The 19,156-nt window shown below is 35.5% G+C and carries 15 protein-coding genes and 1 tRNA gene; 6 read left to right on the top strand and 10 right to left on the bottom strand.

Features of this window, described 5'->3' with window-relative positions; genetic code table 11:
• Positions 1-39: 39 nt before the first annotated feature.
• Both ftsH and glmM read left to right on the top strand, forming a co-directional pair.
• Complete coding sequence (gene ftsH, locus V4P56_RS05045) at positions 40-2,133, top strand: ATP-dependent zinc metalloprotease FtsH (RefSeq protein WP_455481821.1); 2,094 nt, start codon at positions 40-42, stop codon at positions 2,131-2,133.
• Positions 2,134-2,630: 497 nt separating this feature from the next.
• Entirely contained in the window at positions 2,631-3,986 is a 1,356-nt protein-coding gene (gene glmM / locus V4P56_RS05040) for a phosphoglucosamine mutase (protein WP_455481820.1), read from the top strand.
• Between the two features lie 432 nt (positions 3,987-4,418).
• Here glmM and V4P56_RS05035 read toward each other — a convergent pair whose 3' ends face one another.
• Both V4P56_RS05035 and V4P56_RS05030 read right to left on the bottom strand, forming a co-directional pair.
• Positions 4,419-4,856: a phage holin family protein gene (locus V4P56_RS05035; protein ID WP_455481819.1), complete on the bottom strand. Its 438-nt coding sequence runs from the start codon at positions 4,854-4,856 to the stop codon at positions 4,419-4,421.
• Positions 4,857-4,859: 3 nt separating this feature from the next.
• The gene (locus tag V4P56_RS05030; protein ID WP_455481818.1) at positions 4,860-5,186 is read right to left on the bottom strand and encodes a DUF883 family protein; all 327 of its coding nucleotides are present in this window, start codon (positions 5,184-5,186) and stop codon (positions 4,860-4,862) included.
• A 433-nt stretch (positions 5,187-5,619) separates the two neighbouring features.
• Between V4P56_RS05030 and V4P56_RS05025 the strand changes: the two genes are divergently transcribed.
• Both V4P56_RS05025 and V4P56_RS05020 read left to right on the top strand, forming a co-directional pair.
• The gene (locus tag V4P56_RS05025) at positions 5,620-6,462 is read left to right on the top strand and encodes a MotA/TolQ/ExbB proton channel family protein (RefSeq protein ID WP_455481817.1); all 843 of its coding nucleotides are present in this window, start codon (positions 5,620-5,622) and stop codon (positions 6,460-6,462) included.
• Positions 6,459-7,034, top strand: a complete 576-nt coding sequence (locus V4P56_RS05020; protein ID WP_455481816.1) for an ExbD/TolR family protein — start codon at positions 6,459-6,461, stop codon at positions 7,032-7,034. The genes V4P56_RS05025 and V4P56_RS05020 overlap by 4 nt, the downstream gene beginning before the upstream one ends.
• A gap of 28 nt (positions 7,035-7,062) precedes the next feature.
• Here the strand turns inward: V4P56_RS05020 and dut are convergent, their stop codons facing one another.
• The 4 genes from dut to V4P56_RS05000 all read right to left on the bottom strand — a co-directional run bounded on the left by dut (position 7,063) and on the right by V4P56_RS05000 (position 11,176).
• Positions 7,063-7,623, bottom strand: a complete 561-nt coding sequence (gene dut / locus V4P56_RS05015) for a dUTP diphosphatase (protein WP_455481815.1) — start codon at positions 7,621-7,623, stop codon at positions 7,063-7,065.
• A gap of 124 nt (positions 7,624-7,747) precedes the next feature.
• On the bottom strand, positions 7,748-8,569 hold the full coding sequence (locus V4P56_RS05010) for a hypothetical protein (protein ID WP_455481814.1): 822 nt from the start codon (positions 8,567-8,569) through the stop codon (positions 7,748-7,750).
• A gap of 1,413 nt (positions 8,570-9,982) precedes the next feature.
• Complete coding sequence (locus V4P56_RS05005) at positions 9,983-10,555, bottom strand: disulfide bond formation protein B (protein WP_455481813.1); 573 nt, start codon at positions 10,553-10,555, stop codon at positions 9,983-9,985.
• Positions 10,556-10,567: 12 nt separating this feature from the next.
• A complete protein-coding gene (locus V4P56_RS05000; RefSeq protein WP_455481812.1) occupies positions 10,568-11,176 on the bottom strand; it encodes a YqaA family protein in 609 nt (202 codons plus the stop codon).
• Positions 11,177-11,353: 177 nt separating this feature from the next.
• On the opposite strand from V4P56_RS05000, the gene V4P56_RS04995 reads away from it, so the two are divergent.
• Positions 11,354-11,438, top strand: a tRNA-Leu gene (locus V4P56_RS04995).
• Between the two features lie 1,087 nt (positions 11,439-12,525).
• On the opposite strand, the gene V4P56_RS04990 is transcribed toward V4P56_RS04995, so the two are convergent.
• The 4 genes from V4P56_RS04990 to V4P56_RS04975 all read right to left on the bottom strand — a co-directional run bounded on the left by V4P56_RS04990 (position 12,526) and on the right by V4P56_RS04975 (position 18,215).
• Positions 12,526-12,756, bottom strand: a complete 231-nt coding sequence (locus V4P56_RS04990; protein ID WP_455481811.1) for a hypothetical protein — start codon at positions 12,754-12,756, stop codon at positions 12,526-12,528.
• 1,341 nt (positions 12,757-14,097) lie between these two features.
• Complete coding sequence (locus tag V4P56_RS04985; RefSeq protein ID WP_455481810.1) at positions 14,098-14,649, bottom strand: hypothetical protein; 552 nt, start codon at positions 14,647-14,649, stop codon at positions 14,098-14,100.
• 157 nt (positions 14,650-14,806) lie between these two features.
• Positions 14,807-16,699, bottom strand: a complete 1,893-nt coding sequence (locus tag V4P56_RS04980) for a toprim domain-containing protein (RefSeq protein WP_455481809.1) — start codon at positions 16,697-16,699, stop codon at positions 14,807-14,809.
• A 1-nt stretch (position 16,700) separates the two neighbouring features.
• Positions 16,701-18,215, bottom strand: coding sequence for a DUF1376 domain-containing protein (locus tag V4P56_RS04975; protein WP_455481808.1), 1,515 nt, complete (start codon positions 18,213-18,215; stop codon positions 16,701-16,703).
• Between the two features lie 459 nt (positions 18,216-18,674).
• Between V4P56_RS04975 and V4P56_RS04970 the strand changes: the two genes are divergently transcribed.
• Positions 18,675-18,992 carry an XRE family transcriptional regulator gene (locus V4P56_RS04970; RefSeq protein WP_455481807.1) on the top strand — a complete coding sequence of 106 codons (318 nt, stop codon included), beginning with the start codon at positions 18,675-18,677 and terminating at the stop codon, positions 18,990-18,992.
• The last annotated feature ends 164 nt before the right edge of the window (positions 18,993-19,156 follow it).

Genomic DNA, 19,156 nt, shown 5'->3' with positions numbered 1-19,156 from the left:
TGTTAAGGATAATTCTTTATTTGATTAAGTGGACCTAATATGAATTCCAATTACCGCTCTCTCCTTATTTGGGGAGTTATTGCCTTAGTTTTGATTGTGTCATTTTCTTTCTTTAATGGAGAGAGCCAGCGTTCTGGAGGCGGAGAGATTTCCTATTCTGAATTCTTGCGGAAAGCTGAGAATAATGAGCTTAAAGCTGTGACCATTCAAGGTCAAAAATTAACAGGACAAACCGTTGATAATAGAGTTATTTCAACTTATGCTCCACGTGATCCAAGTTTAATACAAAAATTAGAAAGCAAAAATGTTAATGTTAAAGCTGTTCCTGAAAGTTCTGGGAATGGTATTTTCCTCAACCTTTTATTTTCGCTTTTGCCTGTCATTATTATCGTTGGGGCATGGATCTTTTTTATGCGACAAATGCAAAGTGGATCGCGTGGTGCGATGGGATTTGGGAAATCAAAAGCAAAATTGCTGAATGAAGCTCAAGGACGAGTTACCTTTCAGGATGTTGCTGGCGTTGAAGAAGCAAAGCAAGATTTGCAGGAAATTGTCGAATTTTTACGTGAACCACAAAAATTTCAACGTTTAGGAGGGCGTATCCCACGGGGTGTTTTGCTTGTTGGTCCTCCAGGAACTGGTAAAACTTTGCTTGCACGCTCTGTTGCTGGGGAAGCTAATGTACCGTTTTTTACAATTTCAGGATCAGATTTTGTTGAAATGTTTGTTGGTGTTGGTGCAAGCCGTGTTCGGGATATGTTCGAGCAGGCTAAAAAAAATGCACCTTGTATTATTTTTATCGATGAAATTGATGCTGTCGGACGCCATCGTGGTGCGGGATTAGGAGGAGGAAATGATGAACGTGAGCAGACTTTAAACCAGTTGCTTGTTGAAATGGATGGATTTGAACCCAATGAAAGTATCATTCTTATTGCTGCAACAAACCGTCCTGATGTGCTCGATCCTGCTTTATTAAGACCTGGGCGTTTTGATCGGCAAGTTGTTGTACCAAATCCCGATATTGCTGGGCGTGAACAAATTTTGAAAGTTCATGTACGTAACGTGCCTTTAGCACCTAATGTTGATTTGAAAATCTTGGCAAGAGGAACTCCAGGATTTTCAGGGGCTGATCTGATGAATCTTGTCAATGAAGCTGCTCTTATGGCTGCTAGCCGCAATAAAAGAGTTGTGACTATGCAAGAGTTTGAAGATGCAAAAGATAAGGTAATGATGGGTGCAGAACGCCGTTCAACTGCTATGACACAAGAAGAAAAGGAATTGACTGCATACCATGAAGCCGGACATGCTATCGTAGCACTCAATGTGCCTGTCGCTGATCCTGTTCACAAAGCAACAATTGTACCAAGAGGAAGGGCTTTGGGTATGGTCATGCAATTGCCTGAAGGTGATCGCTATTCCATGAGCTATCGATGGATGATTTCTCGTCTTGCTATTATGATGGGTGGAAGAGTAGCAGAAGAATTGAAATTTGGAAAAGAAAATATCACATCTGGTGCTTCATCTGATATCGAACAAGCCACAAAATTGGCACGAGCAATGATTACACGATGGGGTTTTTCTGATCTCCTTGGTAATGTCGCTTATGGTGATAATCAAGATGAAGTCTTTTTAGGTCATTCTGTTACACGAACACAAAATATTTCTGAGGAAACAGCACGTATGATCGATGCTGAAGTGCGCAAACTCATTGATGATGCCTATACAAATGCTACAAAAATTTTGAAAACAAAAAAGAAAGAATGGTTTGCTCTTGCTCAAGGCTTATTGGAATATGAAACTTTAACTGGAGCTGAAATTAACGAAGTTATTGCAGGAAAGCCTCCTTCACGAACACAGATAAGTGAGAATGATTCTCCACGAATCTCATCTGTACCTAAGACTGGGACAAGTAAAGTTGCAGAAAGTAAAGCAGGAAAAATAGTTGAAGAAGAAACAACAAAATCCGATGATACCGAGTTAAAAGAAGAAAAATCTAGTGAGGTTGAGAAAAAAGCACGAAGTACAAAGAATACTACCAAAGCAGCGAATCTTTCTAAAAGCAGTACAAGCAGTGAAAAAAAGTTAAATGCTGTTGAACGTAAAGAAAAATCAACACCGTCTAATGATGCTTGATAGGCAGTATTTTAAAAATTCCAAGAAAAATTCATTAAAAGAGGCGCAAGCGAGCTTGCGCCTTTGAAGTAATGTCTGGAAGAGTGCCTGAAAAGATAAAATAAGATTTCCTGTATTTAAAAAAATTTATTAGAAAAGGTGTACACTGCTTTGGGTTTTTAAGAGCAGGTGAAAAAGGGAATGAAAGATTCTTATAAGAGTATTTAAAAGGCTGTACTTTGGAAAAAGTTGTGAGATTGTTTTTTAATTATGTTTAAATGGGGGCATATGTTTAAAGTTTTCATCAGAAAAAATACTGGTTGGTGTGTAAGTTATAGCAGCATACCGATAGCATGATTTTATTGTTTATAAGATCAGAAAATTTGTTCTAGGTAGGGTTTATGATAGGTATCTTAAGTGTCTTAAAAGGATGATGAAATGCAGATAGTCCCACTGCATTGGGAAGAAATCACTATGTTAGAATTGCAAGAAAAAAAGTGCGTATAAAGGAAATAGGGATGGCACAAAAATATTTTGGTACAGATGGAATTCGGGGTAAAGCCAATGTTTTTCCTATGACACCAGATTTTGCTATGAAAGTAGGGATGGCAGTGGGAATTTTGTTCCGACCACAAAGTCAGTCGCGTCGTGTGGTGATTGGTAAGGATACCCGTCTATCCGGTTATATGTTGGAGAATGCTTTGGTTTCAGGATTTACTGCTGCTGGGATGGAAGCTTTTTTATTGGGGCCTGTGCCAACGCCTGCTGTTGCTATGCTTTGCCGTTCATTGCGTGCTGATATTGGGGTAATGATTTCTGCTTCTCATAATCCTTTTTATGATAATGGTATTAAACTTTTTGGTCCTGATGGTTTTAAGCTTTCAGATGATGTAGAAGCAAAAATAGAACAATTGATCGATACAGATCTTTCAAAATCTTTAGCAAGTTATGAAGAAATTGGCCACGCAAAGCGGGTTGAGGGTGATATTTATCGTTATATAGAATATGCCAAACGGACTTTGCCACGTGATGTTCGTTTGGATACTTTGCGCATCGTAGTGGATTGTGCGAATGGTGCTGCTTATAAGGCAGCACCGCGTGCTTTATGGGAATTGGGTGCTGAGGTTTTTGCTATTAATGATGTACCAAATGGCCTTAATATTAATAAAAAATGTGGATCAACCGATTTAACTTCTTTAAAACAAAAAGTTCATGAAGTGCGTGCTGATGTTGGAATTGCGCTTGATGGAGATGGAGATCGTGTTTTAATTGTTGACGAAAAAGCCCAAACTATTGATGGGGATCAGCTGATTGCTGTAATTGCTGAACATTGGCATAAAACAGGACGATTGCAATGTAATGGTGTTGTTACAACTATTATGTCAAATCTTGGGCTCGAACGTTTCTTGTGTAGTAGAGGGTTGAAGCTTGTCCGGACAAATGTTGGGGATCGCTATGTTGTCGATGCGATGCGTCAGCAGGGATATAATGTTGGGGGTGAGGCTTCTGGGCATATTGTGTTGAGTGATTTTGGAACTACTGGTGATGGGTTGGTGGCTGCTTTACAGATTTTGGCTTGTATGCAAGAAAAACAAATCTCTATGAGCCAATTGTGTAAGCGGTTTGAGCCTGTACCACAAGTTTTGAAAAATGTAACAATTAAAAATAAAAATGTATTGAAAAAGAGTGCGGTTAAAACTGTAATCAATCAAGCAATGCAGCGTTTGGGAAAGGATGCACGGCTGGTGATTCGTGCATCAGGAACTGAACCAGTTATCCGTATTATGGCTGAAGGTGATGATCAAGAAGCTTTTGACACGATTGTAGCAGAGGTGATTGATGTTATTACACATCATGATGTTGATTCAAAATAGGATAATTTTGATTAAGAGATCATAAATACTTTTATTAAAATTCATTAATCTCAACCAGCAAAGTGCGATCACTTTCTTATCGAGCTTAGAAATTGATGGTTGTTATCGCTATTGAGAAATTATCTGATAAGTGGAATAAAGTACTATCAAATAACCTTTCGTACTTACTATCTTTATTATTTTATGGCACATACAATAGTGAAAGTGATGTGCTGAAGGTTTGTATTTAGCTTTCAAAGATTGATGTTTCTTTAACGATAATGGATACGAAAGAATTTATATTGCCTCAACATTGATAGGTGATAGGGGGCATTGAAATTGGTAGGTGATAGAGGGTACTAAAATTGATAAGTGGTGAAGGAACTTTAAAAAGGTACTTTCTCTTTATGGATAGAAAAAATACCTTTAAAGAATAAAGTAATAAAATATTTTTTAAAAGCGCTCTTTTTTGTCTTTTTTCCATAAAAAATAAGTTGCAAGCCCAAGGATTGGAACACTTAATTTAGTAAAAGGCAGATGTTTGCTTAGCAGTGAAATACTTGAAAGCGTTGCTTCTGTCATAAGCTTATTGCGTTGTTCTTCCAACTTTTTTCGTTGAGTGTAACGTTGAGTAGCTTTGAGAATTTTACTTGATAAAATACCTAGCCCTGTAATAAAAAGCCAAATAAACAACATTATGCTGGCTGCTGCAAGAGGCTTCATGGTTGAACATAACGCAATAAAGCCAATGATACATAAAAATATCAAAGATATGAGCAGTGAAATTCCAATAATTCCACAAAAAATTGCTTGAAGATACGCCTGCTTGACGGTACTCTTGAGTTCTTCACCGACAAGATGGTTTAAAAGTGGAGCAATAAACGTATACATTGATTAACGACGTAATAATTGAGCGAGAACAAAGCCAAGTCCTGCTGCAAACAAGACACTTTTACTAGGGTTTTTGCGGACACATTGGTTTAGAGCTTGTTCGAAGTTGCTTATTTTGTCTTTTGCTTGAGACATGATTTCTTCACTATTTCCCTTGGCTGAGCTATATAATTTTTCAGCTTTATCTTTGGTTATATTTAATTTATTTGCACCAAGATTTGTTAGTGTCGAGGTTATGCCAGAAATTTCATTACGTAACTTTTCTAGTTGTGTGTGCAGGTTTTTTTCTATTACCATTTTGTTATTTTCTTCTGTTTTGTTGTTTGCCATGATAATGTGTCCCTCTCTTGATTCATTATTGTATGTTTATTGTAATCATTTGTATTGGAGTAAAAAAAATTACACTGCTTGGATAACGTTAAAAAATTTTCTTTGTTCCATTTTTTTATTTAATTGAGCAATATTTTTAATAAAATTAATTTTATTGTTAAATTTTAGTTGGATAAGAGGAAAAAAATTGTAAGGATTTTTCTGCGTATTTCTGTTTAAGATATTTTTTGGGGAAAAGATATTTTCTGAGTGGGCTCTTCTTTTGAAGAGAGATCCTTTAAAGCAAAACTGTACTTGATTTATCAAGTTTTATTACTTAAATTAAATACGAAATGACATTACAGGGAAGTGGTGCTGTAAAAGAGTAGTGTTACGAAAAAAGTGATACAACTTTAAAATCAGCAATGTTAAGACCAAAATGGTATGAGATAAAATGGAATCTGAGACAATACCTTTAGAGAGTATGCCTGCTGCGTTTTCTATGCATAATCTTTCCCCTTTTTCGATGTTTATGGCAGCCGATTGGGTTGTGAAGGCTGTTATTATTACTTTATTATTGGCTTCTGTAGTGTCTTGGACAATTGCTTTTGCTAAAATTGTTGAAATTACTTTAGCAAAACGAAGAGCACGTCATGAACTTCAATTGGCTCTTAACGCTCAAACTCTTACACGTTTAGCTGCTAGCTTGAAAGAGAGCAAAGGAGCTGGTATGGTTTTTTTAAGAGAAACACTGAAAGAGGTTTATTTTTCCACAAAACAGGTCAGTTTTATTGGGACTGAAGATTCTACTGAAAAGCAATATGAGCAAGATACTTCCTATGAAGATACCGTTTCTTATGAGGAAATGACTCGATATGGAAAGATTACTCATGATATTAATGAGGGAGTAAAGGAACGAGTACATTCACTTCTGTCACGTTGTTTGTTGGCTACTACACGGCGCGTAGCATGTGGAAGCGCTGTTCTTGCAACTATTGGCGCTATTGCTCCCTTTGTTGGTCTATTTGCAACTGTTTGGGGGATCATGAATTCCTTTATTGGAATTGCTGAATCTCAGACAACACGACTTGATGTGGTTGCTCCTGGAATCGCTGAGGCTTTGCTTGCAACAGCTATCGGGCTTTTTGTAGCTATCCCTGCTGTTGTTATGTATAATAGTCTCATGCATGCTCTTAGTGGTTATCGCAATGATTTAGGAGATATCGCTGCTGCTATTGAAAGGCTTTTGAGCCGTGAACTTGATAGATACAGGCAGCAGAAAAGTCATAAACAATGAAATTAAATTTTACTGATGATTATGGAGATATATTTGAAAGTGGGTTACATGATGAGATCAATGTAACACCGTTCATTGATGTTGTTTTGGTATTGCTTATTGTATTTATGGTGGCTGCACCTTTAGCGACATCTGTTATTCCCGTTCAGTTGCCTTCTATAACTCAAACTTCTTCTGCGGTTCAGTCTAATGATCCTCTTTATGTAACTTTACAAAAAGATAGTTCTCTTTATGTTGGTGATAATCTTGTTAGTCAGACAGGATTTGTTGAAGCTTTGTTTAAGGAAACAAAGCGAAATTTAGATACAAAAATTTTGATCAAAGCTGATAGCGCAATCAATTATGGCATTGTTATTGATTTATTGAATCAAATACAAACTGCTGGTTATACTAAAGTTGGTTTGATAGGATTACAAAAGTCTTCGAATATTTCTGTAAAAGATACAGCAAGTGATACGATAGGTAGTGCGGTAGTAGAGGCAGTGGATGATGCAGCAATGCATACAATGACTCGTATGACAAATGGCATGGTTGATAGCCTCAAGGTAGAAACTGTTGCTCCTCTCCAGTAACAGAGAAATTTCTTCCTTTATTATTACTTTAGTCGTGTCCTGTTGAGCCAAAGCCGCCTGCACCACGAATTTTTTCTTTGTCTAGTGTTGGGTCACAGTTTTGTTGAGTTAACTCTATTGCACAAACATTAACTTGAATAACTGGTGCAATGACCATTTGTGCAATACGCATTCCACGCTGAATGGAAAAATCCTCTTGTCCTAAATTGATCAGCAAAACTTTGACTTCACCGCGGTAATCGCTGTCAATCGTTCCAGGTGTATTCAAGCATGTAACACCGTGCTGCAAGGCTAAGCCAGAGCGTGGACGTATTTGAGCTTCATAACCAAGCGAGAGATGAAAGATAAGACCTGTTGGAATAAGAATACGCTGCCCAGGGGCGAGGATAATCGTTTCTCCTTCAGCAAGGGCTGCTCGTAAATCAAGACCAGAAGAACCAACTGTGGCATATTGAGGAAGCTCTAACCCTTGTCCATGTTTAAGATACTGAACTGATAAGATTATTTGTTTTGATAAGTGGGAGGGGGGCTGAGATAAAGAAGGATTCTGTTGGCTGCTTGGGTGTATATTCGTTTGCGTGTAAGGCATAGTTGAAGTATTTCCAAAATATAAAAAACAGCGCTATTTTAGCAAAAATACTTTTACAAAACAAGCTAGTAAAAATCTGTAAATTATGTGTGATTTTCAGTTCTTGTTTTGTACAGTTTTTGTTTCAGATATTACCAATAAAAATACCTGTAGCGAAAACCAAAGCTCCACCAATAATGACTTGTAAAGATGCACGCCAAAAGGGTGTTGACATAAATTTATTTTGGATCCAGACAATAGCCCATAGCTCAAGAAATACAATGATAAATGCAATAATCGTTGCGATATAAAAAGAGTTGATTAAATAAGGAAGAGTGTGACCCAATCCTCCTAGCGCTGTCATAACACCGCTAGCTATGCCTCTTTTAAGTGGAGAGCCACGGCCTGATAACTTACCGTCATCATGGGCTGCTTCTGTAAAACCCATTGAAAGACCCGCTCCAATTGAAGCAGATAATCCTATCAAAAAGGTTTGATACGTATCACCTGTTGCAAAAGCTGCTGCAAAGATTGGTGCAAGGGTGGAAACAGATCCATCCATTAATCCAGCAAGACCAGGCTGAATCCATGTTAAAATTGTTTGTTTGTGTGTTTTTGATGTTTTTTTTGTAGCTTGATTTGTCGCCTCCGTTGTTTTCATTGTATGAAAATTTTTACAAATGTGGTTTCCTCTTATAAAAGGAAGTTGAGCACACAATGTATCTGCAGTTCTTTCATAATTATTACAAGAAAGACAAAGAAGCTGTTTATAATTTTGAAGTTCTTGGAGACCCATCGCAGTAAAAATAGCGGCTTGTTTAGAGGAATAAGGCTCTAAAGCTTTTGCATATCTTAAGTAGAGAGTTGCATGTTGTTCTTTTAATTTGAGAGCGCGAATCATTATCCTTTGTGTTGAACGAAAGGGTAGTGCTTTGCGTTGTACAAATGAAAGAAAGGATTTTAACATTTGCTATACCCTAATAATTTAGAACAGTTCTAAAGATATAGGAAAAGAAAAATAAAAGTCAATTCGAAATTTAAACATTTACAAAAGATACCAACAAAGAAAGAGGGCGTATCAGTTGGAAAAAACAGAAAGAAAAAAGTTAAAAAATGATGTACAAAAAAACTGAGCGTATGCAGAAATATGGTCAATTATTCTGCAAGAATCATATCACATGATTATGCTGAGATATCAGCAGAGACAAATTTTCTTGCTCCAAGAAGAGATCCATGAAGAGGGAAATTAACAACTTCAATAGGTCTTTATAAATGTTAACAAAGGATGATTTTTGTTTAGTTTAACTATAGGGTAATCTCAGTGCTAAGAATTTTATTGGCTTGCTAGCGTAAATATTGCTCTTTGTTCATTTTTGCAAATATTTTAAAGCAAAAGCAACGAAAAATAAGCACTGAAGGTATGGTAGAGAAGGTTTTAAAAAATATATAAAGGGATTTTTCAAAAAAATATCCAAAACAACAAAAAGAATATCTATTTGCTTTTTTGCTGCTATCTTTCTTCGTGGGAAAACTGATACCATTTTTGATATCTGTAAATAGGGTATAGATGCGTTTAATTTTATAAATAAACTAAAATAAAAAATAAATAAAATCAATAATATATCATAGAAAATATTTAAGTATTTGGAGTCGTTATTTTATCAAACTCTTTCTTTAGTAATCTTGAAATAGGAATTGAGCAGCTTATGAAAACTATTATAATATAACCGCATATCATCCATATTTTTTATGTTTTAAAAGCAGCTAAACAGCTAGACTATTAGATTATGATTTTGTTTAAGTTATAATATTTCTGTAAATTTATGCATCTTCAAGAAATATTAAAACAGGTTGTTTTTCTAAAGTTTAGGGTGTGTCATATTACGAGGAAAATTGTACCAAAAGATTCCTCCGATGCTTGGTGCCGGTTTGATTTATAAGTTTATATAGAGTAGCTTTTGGTAGAGAGTATTTAGATTTCACTCTCTATGTTTTTCCACGCATTAATCTTATTCCATCATGTCATGTGGTTTTTCAAGTTGGCTTATATCTGGAAAAGCGACAATGGAGATAAAAAGATAATGTTGTGTTTTTATTTTTGGGTATGAAAAATCAGTTATATTTATGACACCTCTAGTATACAGCTTACTAATATCGATTTTCAGCACAATATTGCAAATAAGCATAGAGAGATAAAATAACTAAATGCATATTTTTCTTATTTTTGCTGTTTTAGCAAAAATGGAGGATAAGGGTGTGAACAAAGAGAGGATATGGGGAAGTATTTAAAAGGGAGGATAAGGAAAGCTATGGCAGAATATTGATGAGTGCTTTAGCTAGAGAGTGATGATGTATGATGTAGTTTTGTTTTAATTTGTGGTTACAACTTTTTACTGCCTGAAAGGATCCCTTTTGAAGCGATATAGAGGCTAATAAGTGTGTAAAATAAGCTAGCAATGGCATTCCAACCAGCAAACGAAAGAAAGAGAAAGTGCCCTGATGCTCCAGAACAGGAAGGAGGATATAGATTATTCAATTGATTGAGTAGTTTGTTAGCATCTATTATGAGTCTTTCTTTATTTAAGCTACAACTTGGAGGAGCTGGCCAAAAGCCATATTCAATACCGACATGATATATTGCTAATACAAGACTGATTGCCATTAATACAAAAACGCATAAAAATAAAAGCCGTACCCAAGAAGATACATGGAAAAACCATGCTCCTAAACCTGCTAAAATTAAAAATGGTATAGCGCTATAGTAAGGAAAGCGCTCAATTATACATAAATCGCAAGGAAGATATCCTCCAATATGTTCAAAACCAAGTGCTAGACCTAATGTGGTGGATAAACAAAAAGCCAGAAAAAAAGCCCATAAACTTTGTTCTTTGCTACTTGGTTCTATATAAAGGTGCTTGTTCAATGTGTGTTGAGAAGATAGAATGCAAATCATTAAACATTTTCCTTAAAATAAAGGATTATTGTGAAAAAAAGCTATAAAAATTCCATAAATTAATAAGAAAACAATACAGCTGATCAGGATAATCCGTTTTAAATGACGGGAAAGGAAGTTTATTGCTTGAGATCCAAAACGCTGAATCAACCATGCCAGAAGATAAAAACGAGCCCCCCGTGCAAGAATACAAGTTATAATAAAAAGTCCGAGGTGTATACTCATGACACCTGCTAAAATCGTAACAAGCTTGATGGGGGGAATATGCAAAAAACCTGAAGTAATCAGTAAAATTATTAAAAAATTCAGTGTAACACTATTTTGTAGTGATTGAAAATATTCAATTTTATCATAAAATTCTAGGATCGGCTTGGCTATACTGTCATAAGCAAAATAACCAATAAACCAACCAAGAATACCTCCCAAAACAGAACTTACAGTAGCAATAAAAGCATAGAGATAAGCTTGTTTGGGACGGATAAGTGCCATTGGAATATACAAAACATCTGCTGGAATTGGAAAAACAGAACTTTCAATAAAGGTAATAAACCCAAGCCAATGTGGTGCTGTGTGTCGATTTGCTAAAGAAATTGTCCAAAGTTTTAATTTATTCAATATCATGCAGAGCTCTATAAGCTTAATTAAGTAAAGACTATTAAAATTATACTAAATAAACCAAACAGGGTAAAAATAATATGAATTCCTTAAAAAAGAGAAGTCTGGTGTTGACGAATCTATACTTCTTCATATAGTGCGAAAGGATGATAGGCAAATCTGTCTGTTTTTTATAGTAGTGTTGCGGGTGTGGTGGAACTGGTAGACGCGCCAGACTCAAAATCTGGTTCCGAAAGGAGTGTCGGTTCGAGTCCGACCACCCGCACCATTTTATGTAAGTTTTCCCTCATTTCATGCAATTTTATCAGAAATCATGAAAATAAATATATTGAATGAGCAATAGATTCTCAATGTATTAGTTATTTTTTTGCTCTGCTTAACGAATTTAGCTTTTTTCAAGTATCTGTGTTTTACAAGTAACGTACAGTTTTACGTTGATTTATATGATTGAATTTTGCCGTTATGCTCTCCAAGAGCATTCATAGATTTGTAAATTTATGTAGAGTAAAATTAATTTTATTTTTGATTTATACTATTTATTACTGTGAATCTTAAAAGCTGTTTTAAAAATAAGAATTAGCTTTGTAGAAAGCATAAAAATATCCATCTTGAATGTGTCGTGATTTTTATCATATTTGAATTTTGGCTAAAGAAGAAACAACAGCTAAGCAATATAGTTATGCTTTAATAATTTAATCAGTTGCAGCAAATTTCTTAGCTGAAGGATGCTGGTTGGTTATCAATACATAAAAGCCAAAAGTTCAAAATTTTATCATCACAAAGTATAAAAAGAAGAGAGAGAATAAATAACACAAGCATATTGTGTGTAATTAGAGACGTTATGCTTAAAGCTAAAGAGGAGGAGAAACTTTGTCTCAATATTCCCTACATAAAGGATGAAAAATTATGAATATAAAAATTAGTTAGTTTGCAATGATCAATCAAGCGTATCTTCATACACATAAAGAACATCTAAAAAATTTTATAGAAAATAAAAAGAAGATACAAAGTAACTGTAATTTTTATTTAAAAATAAAATTAAAAACTAACTGAATAAGGAAATTAAATTTTTAATTCACTATTACTTAGTCTTCAAAAAAATATACACTTACATAGATAAAATATATGATAAATTTCATAATAATATAAAAAGAAATATAGTTAACACAAAGATTTTAAAAAATACAATATATCTTAAATATTTTCATTTATAATACATCATAATGTGTCAATTAATGACTTTATAAATTATTATGTACAGCAATGATAAAATCATCAAAGTACTTTTTTATAAATAATTATGATAAAAATCATAAATTTTATCATCATATAAAGTAAATTTTTATTTCTTTGTATTACTGTTCTATCATATCTTTTATTGTTTCATTATTATTTTTAAATTCTTGTGTATTTAATGAATCAAATTGATCATTTGTATGTTTAGGAAGATGTAAATTTGTTTCAGGAATAGTAAAAGGTAAGATAAAAGGATATTGTTGATGAGTAACTGCATGTTCAGATGCTCCAAGTGCAAAAGATAAACCACTTGTAATTGCACCTGCTATAAAAAAATATCTAATATTCATAGTTTTATCCTATATTTATTATTACAAATGAATATCCAAAATGGATTATATGTAAGTTTATTTTAAATTACTTATAGTAAAAAAGCAATAGACATAAAAAAGAATAGAATTTATCTATAATTTGACAAAATAAATCCTTTATTGCCTAAATTAATTCTTTAAAATTCTGTTTTATTAATACGTAAAGTAAAGTTAAAAGATTCATATATAAAATTATACAAGAGTAAGTGTTCACAACTTTTCTTTTTGTATTATGGTGAAGGAAATCATAAGTGCTAAACACTCATAAAAGTTAGGTGAATCTTTTGTAGGTAAAGGAGATTCTTGGGGGTGAAGTAAATTTAGTCAATGGAGATGAATTGAGTAAAAAGTTGAGATATCTAGAAAGATTTATAGTTTTTATATCTCATACTGCTTGGGTTATTATATCTGTTATGGATATTTTGGAGCTTCAGTATACAAGATGATTATCTGTGAAGATATGATTATCTGTGAAAGTGAATGAAGAAACCAAGCTATGTAAGAGTGGAAGAAGTTGAAAAATCTACAGTAGCTGGAAGAATTTGTTACTATAGATAATACTATTATCGTGGTTATCAATTTTTAATATTGCTTTTGTACTTGTATTTAAACAATTCATGAATGTATGCTTAGTTTATTCTAAAATTATGTTTTCAATGTATACACCAATCTTTTTGATTGATTGTTGAATGGTTTTTTATGGTTTATAATTAAGAGCTTTTAAAATAACAAAATATAACAAGATTAAGTGGTTTTATTTACTGTTTGTAACGCTGACCGATATCAAAGACTAAGGCATTGATATTAATTTATAATTTATTAATTTTGTTCCATTTGTAAAAAAATTATAAATGATATGCTTATGCAATATTTATATTGCGTAGGATAAAAGTAATGAAAAAGTATATATCATGGAAATAGTTTAATACTTTTTATTTTATTCTAAGTTTATTTATAAATATATTATTTTTTTTATTTTCTATAATAATTCTTAAAATGTTATGGATAATATACTCTTGTTGTGAAAAATATTTTTTCAATGCAGGTGATTTCTAGTGTAACTCATTCTTAAATAAAATTGGTTTTTAAGAAGGATAAGTTTTAATAGAATTTGATGTACGTGAAATTGTGTGAAGTCCATACACTAAGGTAAATTATTAGCTTCCTAGTATTTTCTGTTATTCTTCAAATTCAGTTTTTGGATGCTATTTTGTGCCATCTACAGATAATGTTTTGTTTCGTTCAATATTTTTTTGTTACTATGGTTGGTTGGTTGTGTGATATTTAAATTTGACGTGCTTCTGTTTTCAGGTGGATAGATCATTCAAAATCCTTATGGCTTGCATATCCCCAATGAGATGCCAATAGATTTAAACAATCGCGTAAATGATCAGCAAATGAATTTTGTTTGCGTTTTAAGGGGCTTAAGTCTTTAATTGCTTGACCGTAACCAACGACCTGCTCAACAAGTGAATAGCCAAGAACACCAAGTAGAACCTTGATTTTTTGTAAATGGTTTGTTGCTTCTATTTGATATTCAATGGGGTGTGCATAACTTTTGCTGCTGTCAACTTTTTGGCATGTGTAATCAGGACTCATATGGAGATCAGATTGGCTTTGACGCCAGTAAACATAAAAACGTTCTGCTGCTTTATATTGTGCTTTGCTGATATGTCCTTTTACATATAAAAGTCCGATGGGATGGCTATGGACATTGGTGATGGAAATAATAGTACGTGGGTTTCTAGAGCTTTCTGGGTGGGATGGTTGAAAATAAGGATTGCTTATTTCAATGGGCACTTCTTGTGTTTTTAAATGGCCAATGCACTGTTTTTCTTTATTTTTGTTTTTTCTCTTATCTTGATAATTCATGTTATTTCCTCAAAAATTGTAGTTATAGGTTCAAAGGAGTTGAGTGCTGTTTGACAATGCTCAAAGAGAGGAAGTTTTTGTATTCTTTTGAGTAGGTGAGATATTTTTAGAGAGTAGTGTTTTGCTTTGTTGTTGGGGTAGACATTGGTGCATGTTCTTAGGGTTGTTTGTTTGTGCGTTCAAGATAATACCGTGAATATGGAGTGCATTTAGAAGAACAACGATAACGATAAGTTTGCGGATCAAACCAAAGACCAATTTTGCCTTCAAAATCACCTGAACGTTGTTTGGCGATATTCATAATCACGCCTGGACGTTTAGCTAAATCGTCTTTTTCTTCTGCCAGAGATGCTGCACAAATCTTGTCTTCTAATGATCGATTACGCCAGATTGTGATGATATTAAATGCATTGGCTCCAATTTCTGAAGCACCTTTAATATCTTCAGCACCAGGAACATCCTTATCCAAGCTACCTTTACGCGTATGGGTGACAAGATGAATATGCACAGCATTTAAAACCGCCCAGTCAACCATTTTATAAATTGCTTGTTCTTGTTCTGCATAATTATCCGATGCGATACCTAGTCGCATTAAGCTGTCAATGATAAATTGATCGCAGCCATAGCGTGCACGGCAATAATCAAACACATCGAGTAATGTGTCGATGTTTGATTTACCAACATGCTCATAAAGAATAAGACCATTATCTAAAAAATGCAAAATTTGTTCAATTATATCTCTTGTTGGCTGCTCTAGACCTCCTGTTTGTTTTGTTAAACGGCGCAGGGATTGCTCTCCTTTCATTTCCAGTGAAGCTAAGCAAAGACGGCTTTTTTGTGCAATCCAATGGGGAATACAGTCTGATAACATCTGACTCTTTCCTGCACCACTTGCCCCGCTCCAGAGTGTTAATTCTGCTGGGCGAAAATAAAGTTTTCCGTTTAGTTTAGGGTAGGGAACTGTATAGCCAATATGCTGCTCGGGTATTGGCCAAAATAATTTTATTACTTGATCTTTATACTCTGAGGCATGCCGTAATCCTTCTGGTGCAAAATTTTTTGCTGCTGAAAAGGCTGCTGCCATGGTAGCAGCATCAATACCAGCAGTTAAACAGTCATTCGCATCCTTATGAGGCAAGTGTACACGGTAACAACGATGACGACCAAGTCGATTAGCAATCTCATGTGCTGCTTCTTCTCCAGTCTTGTCCATATCGGTGGCTAAAAAAATAGTCTCAAAGGGTTCTAAATGATCAAATTCATTTTCAATCCAATTTTGTTTACCCTTAGCACCTCCTCCAAATGGTACTGAAACTGCTGGATATCCGTAGGCAGCTAATGAAAGTGCATCAATTTCTCCTTCAGTAATAACAATTGTACGATTTGCAAAGACAGGAGCTTGATCTGTGAAGACAGGTGCTTGACCTGTAGAGACAGGTGCTTGACCTGTAGAGACAGGAGCTTGATCTGTGGAGACAAGAGCCTGCCAGCCAAATAAAATTGGTTCACAATGTGACATCGTTGGTTTTGCTTTTGCATTTTTTTGAGCTAGTCGTTCTTTCACCAAAGCAAGTGTACCATCGGGCTTATAAAATGGAAAAATGATCTTTTCACCAATTTCTCCTATGCGGTAACGCTTTAAAATATCAAGAGGGATACAGCGCTCTTTGTGTAGGTAAGTTTTTGCCAAATTTTGTGGTGTACTCCCTGTGGGAAGTAGTGGGCGCCGATATGAACGATTGGGTGCCATAAAGGGTTTGGGATGTGTAAGATTGAGATAGTTTCGTGCTTCTTCTAATGCTTGAGAAAGGTTGATTCCCTTTACTGCACACCAAAGATCTAAAAGGTCACCACCACTACCTTCTGCAAAATCATACCAAAGACCTGCTTTATTGCCGCTCAAGCACACCGATAAACTTTGACCAACTTCACCTCGAGTATTGCCTACAATCCAATTATTGCTACATCTATGCCCTTGCGGAAGAAGCATTTTTACAATTGATTCTACTTGAAATGAAAGTTTTTGTTTGATCTGAAAAATTGTACTCATGTTAATTCGTGCGGTAGTTAATAAGACTTCGGTAAAGCATATCATCGTTACTGTAGTGCGGTGTTAGGATGGGGCGAGAGGGCGCAATAGCAAGTCTTTCCTGGTTTTCTTTTATCCGCTCAATTTCACGGCGAAACCAGTTGCGCCACGTGGCTTGCCAATCCACTTTAAGTGCTTCTTTACCGCTCTTTGCACGCCAATAATCACGAAATTTCTTTTCTTGCCAACGTGCTTGCTCCTCGTTTAAACCTTCTGAAATTGCTGCACCAATATCTGCTGTCCAATCAACAGGAAGACGTGTTCCTTTGGGAAAAGTTGCTCGTTTTCTGTCCTTTCTAGTGTAGCAGGAAGAGCTCTCTGCGCTGCTAATGGATTGGGAAGAGCTCTCTGCGCTGCCAATGGATTGGGAAGAGCTCTCTGCGCTGCCAATGGATTGGGAAGAGCTCTCTGCGCTGCCAATGGATTGGGAAGAGCTCTCTGCGCTGCCAATGGATTGGGAAGAGCTCTCTGCGCTGCCAATGGATTGGGAAGAGCTCTCTGCGCTGCCAATGGATTGGGAAGAGCTCTCTGCGCTGCTAATGGATTGGGAAGAGCTCTTTGCGCTGCCAATGGATTGGGAAGAGCTCTCTGCGCTGCCAATGGATTGGGAAGAGCTCTCTGCGCTGCTAATGGATTGGGAAGAGCTCTCTGTGCTGCCAATGGATTGGGAAGAGCTCTCTGTGCTGCCAATGGATTGGGAAGAGCTCTCTGCGCTGCCAATGGATTGGGAAGAGCTCTCTGCGCTGCTAATGGATTGGGAAGAGCTCTCTGTGCTGCCAATGGATTGGGAAGAGCTCTCTGCGCTGCTAATGGATTGGGAAGAGCTCTCTGTGCTGCCAATGGATTGGGAAGAGCTCTCTGTGCTGCCAATGGATTGGGAAGAGCTCTCTGTTGTATTTTGTTTAGTGGGTGTGGGAGGAGAAGAAAGATGTGTAAATATCTCTCTTTGTACTCTCTCTTTTCTTGTCGTAGAAGAAAGAAAAAATTGCTTTTCTGAAACACCGTAAGGTGTTTCCTTTTCTTCTTCTTTCTGAGCTTCTAAATTATGTTCATCATCTCTTGTACTTTCGTTGAGCAGTTGTTGCACTTTTGCATTGATTTTCTTTCTTTTTTGTGCTGAAGAATGACCCGCAAGTGATTTCTTTTCAAGCAATTTTGTGCGCTCGTGAAATACATTTTCACAGCGTTTATTCCACAAACCATGCGCCAAATTTAAAATTTTTCCCTCTCTTAGAAGCATTTCTAAAACATTCACAAAAGTTCGCTTGTCACAGCCGCAAAGACGCGCTAAACGTTCTACCGATAACTTTAAAGGGCGGCCACGTGCATACATTTCGTTGAGTAAAATTGTATAAATGCCAATTTCGTGTGCACGCATGCCACGAACTCCCCCCAAAAAGTCATTTTGATACCAACATACATAAGGAAGAGTTGATGATTCGTAGTAAGGAGTTTCTTGTTGATTGGTGTGTTTCATACTTTAATCTACTTTCTTCTTTATCTTATATATTTTCGTTCACAACAAAACCGGAAACAATGTTTTTGTGTATTCATTGGCATTCAATTAAAGCTTAAGTTTTAGTAAAATGTTTTAGTTTTGTTGTGGTTTGTTCTGTTAGATAGTAGCTCTTTCGCTATTTCTTGATAAAATCTAACAGCTGATTGTACATGCTTGGATATATGCAACCTTACAGTTTGAGAGCACGTAAATGGTAAAGAATAAATAGTACAATATTCTGGATGCATGGGCTTGCGGAGGTGCCTTTTTGCATCCGTTGGGGTGGTAAATTGTCTTTATAACCCGAAAATAAGCTTTTGTTCCTCCCCCCCGAAAAGTAAAATTTATTTTCTTAATTTTATCCTCTTTGGAGGATAATGCAAGTCTATTTTGCAAAAGGACGTGTCTTTTTTTTTAAGACACGCTATATGGTGAGATATGAATATCAATGGTTGGCGTCAAAGATTGAACGCAGCACTTGAAAAAAGTGGACGGTCAAAAAGATCTATTTCTCTCGCAGCCGGAAAGGGAGCAGGGTATCTTCATTCTATTCTTTCTGAAGGAAAAGACCCAACGATTGAGTCACTTGCTCGTATTTGTCATGAAATTAATGTCAGTATAAACTACATTCTTGGTGGAGATGGCGCTAATTTTGAAGATAAAGAATTCATTGATCTTATTTTAAATCTTTCTTTGGAGGAGCGCCGGGCAATCCTGACTCTTTTGCGGCGATCAACCGGCGGAGTTGAAGAATAATATCTTGCTGTGTTTTTTTGTCAAGAGTACACCAATATTGTATTAATTCTAAATCACTCATTTTAGCTCTCCTGCCTGTTGGTGGTTGCATTGAGTAAGAACAAATAGAGAACAATACGAGAACAAAAAGTGAATAAAGTATGACAAGTTTTTATTCACATATG

It is taken from the genome of Bartonella sp. B35(2025) (assembly GCF_053794465.1).
This window is presented reverse-complemented; position numbering and strand designations above follow the sequence as displayed.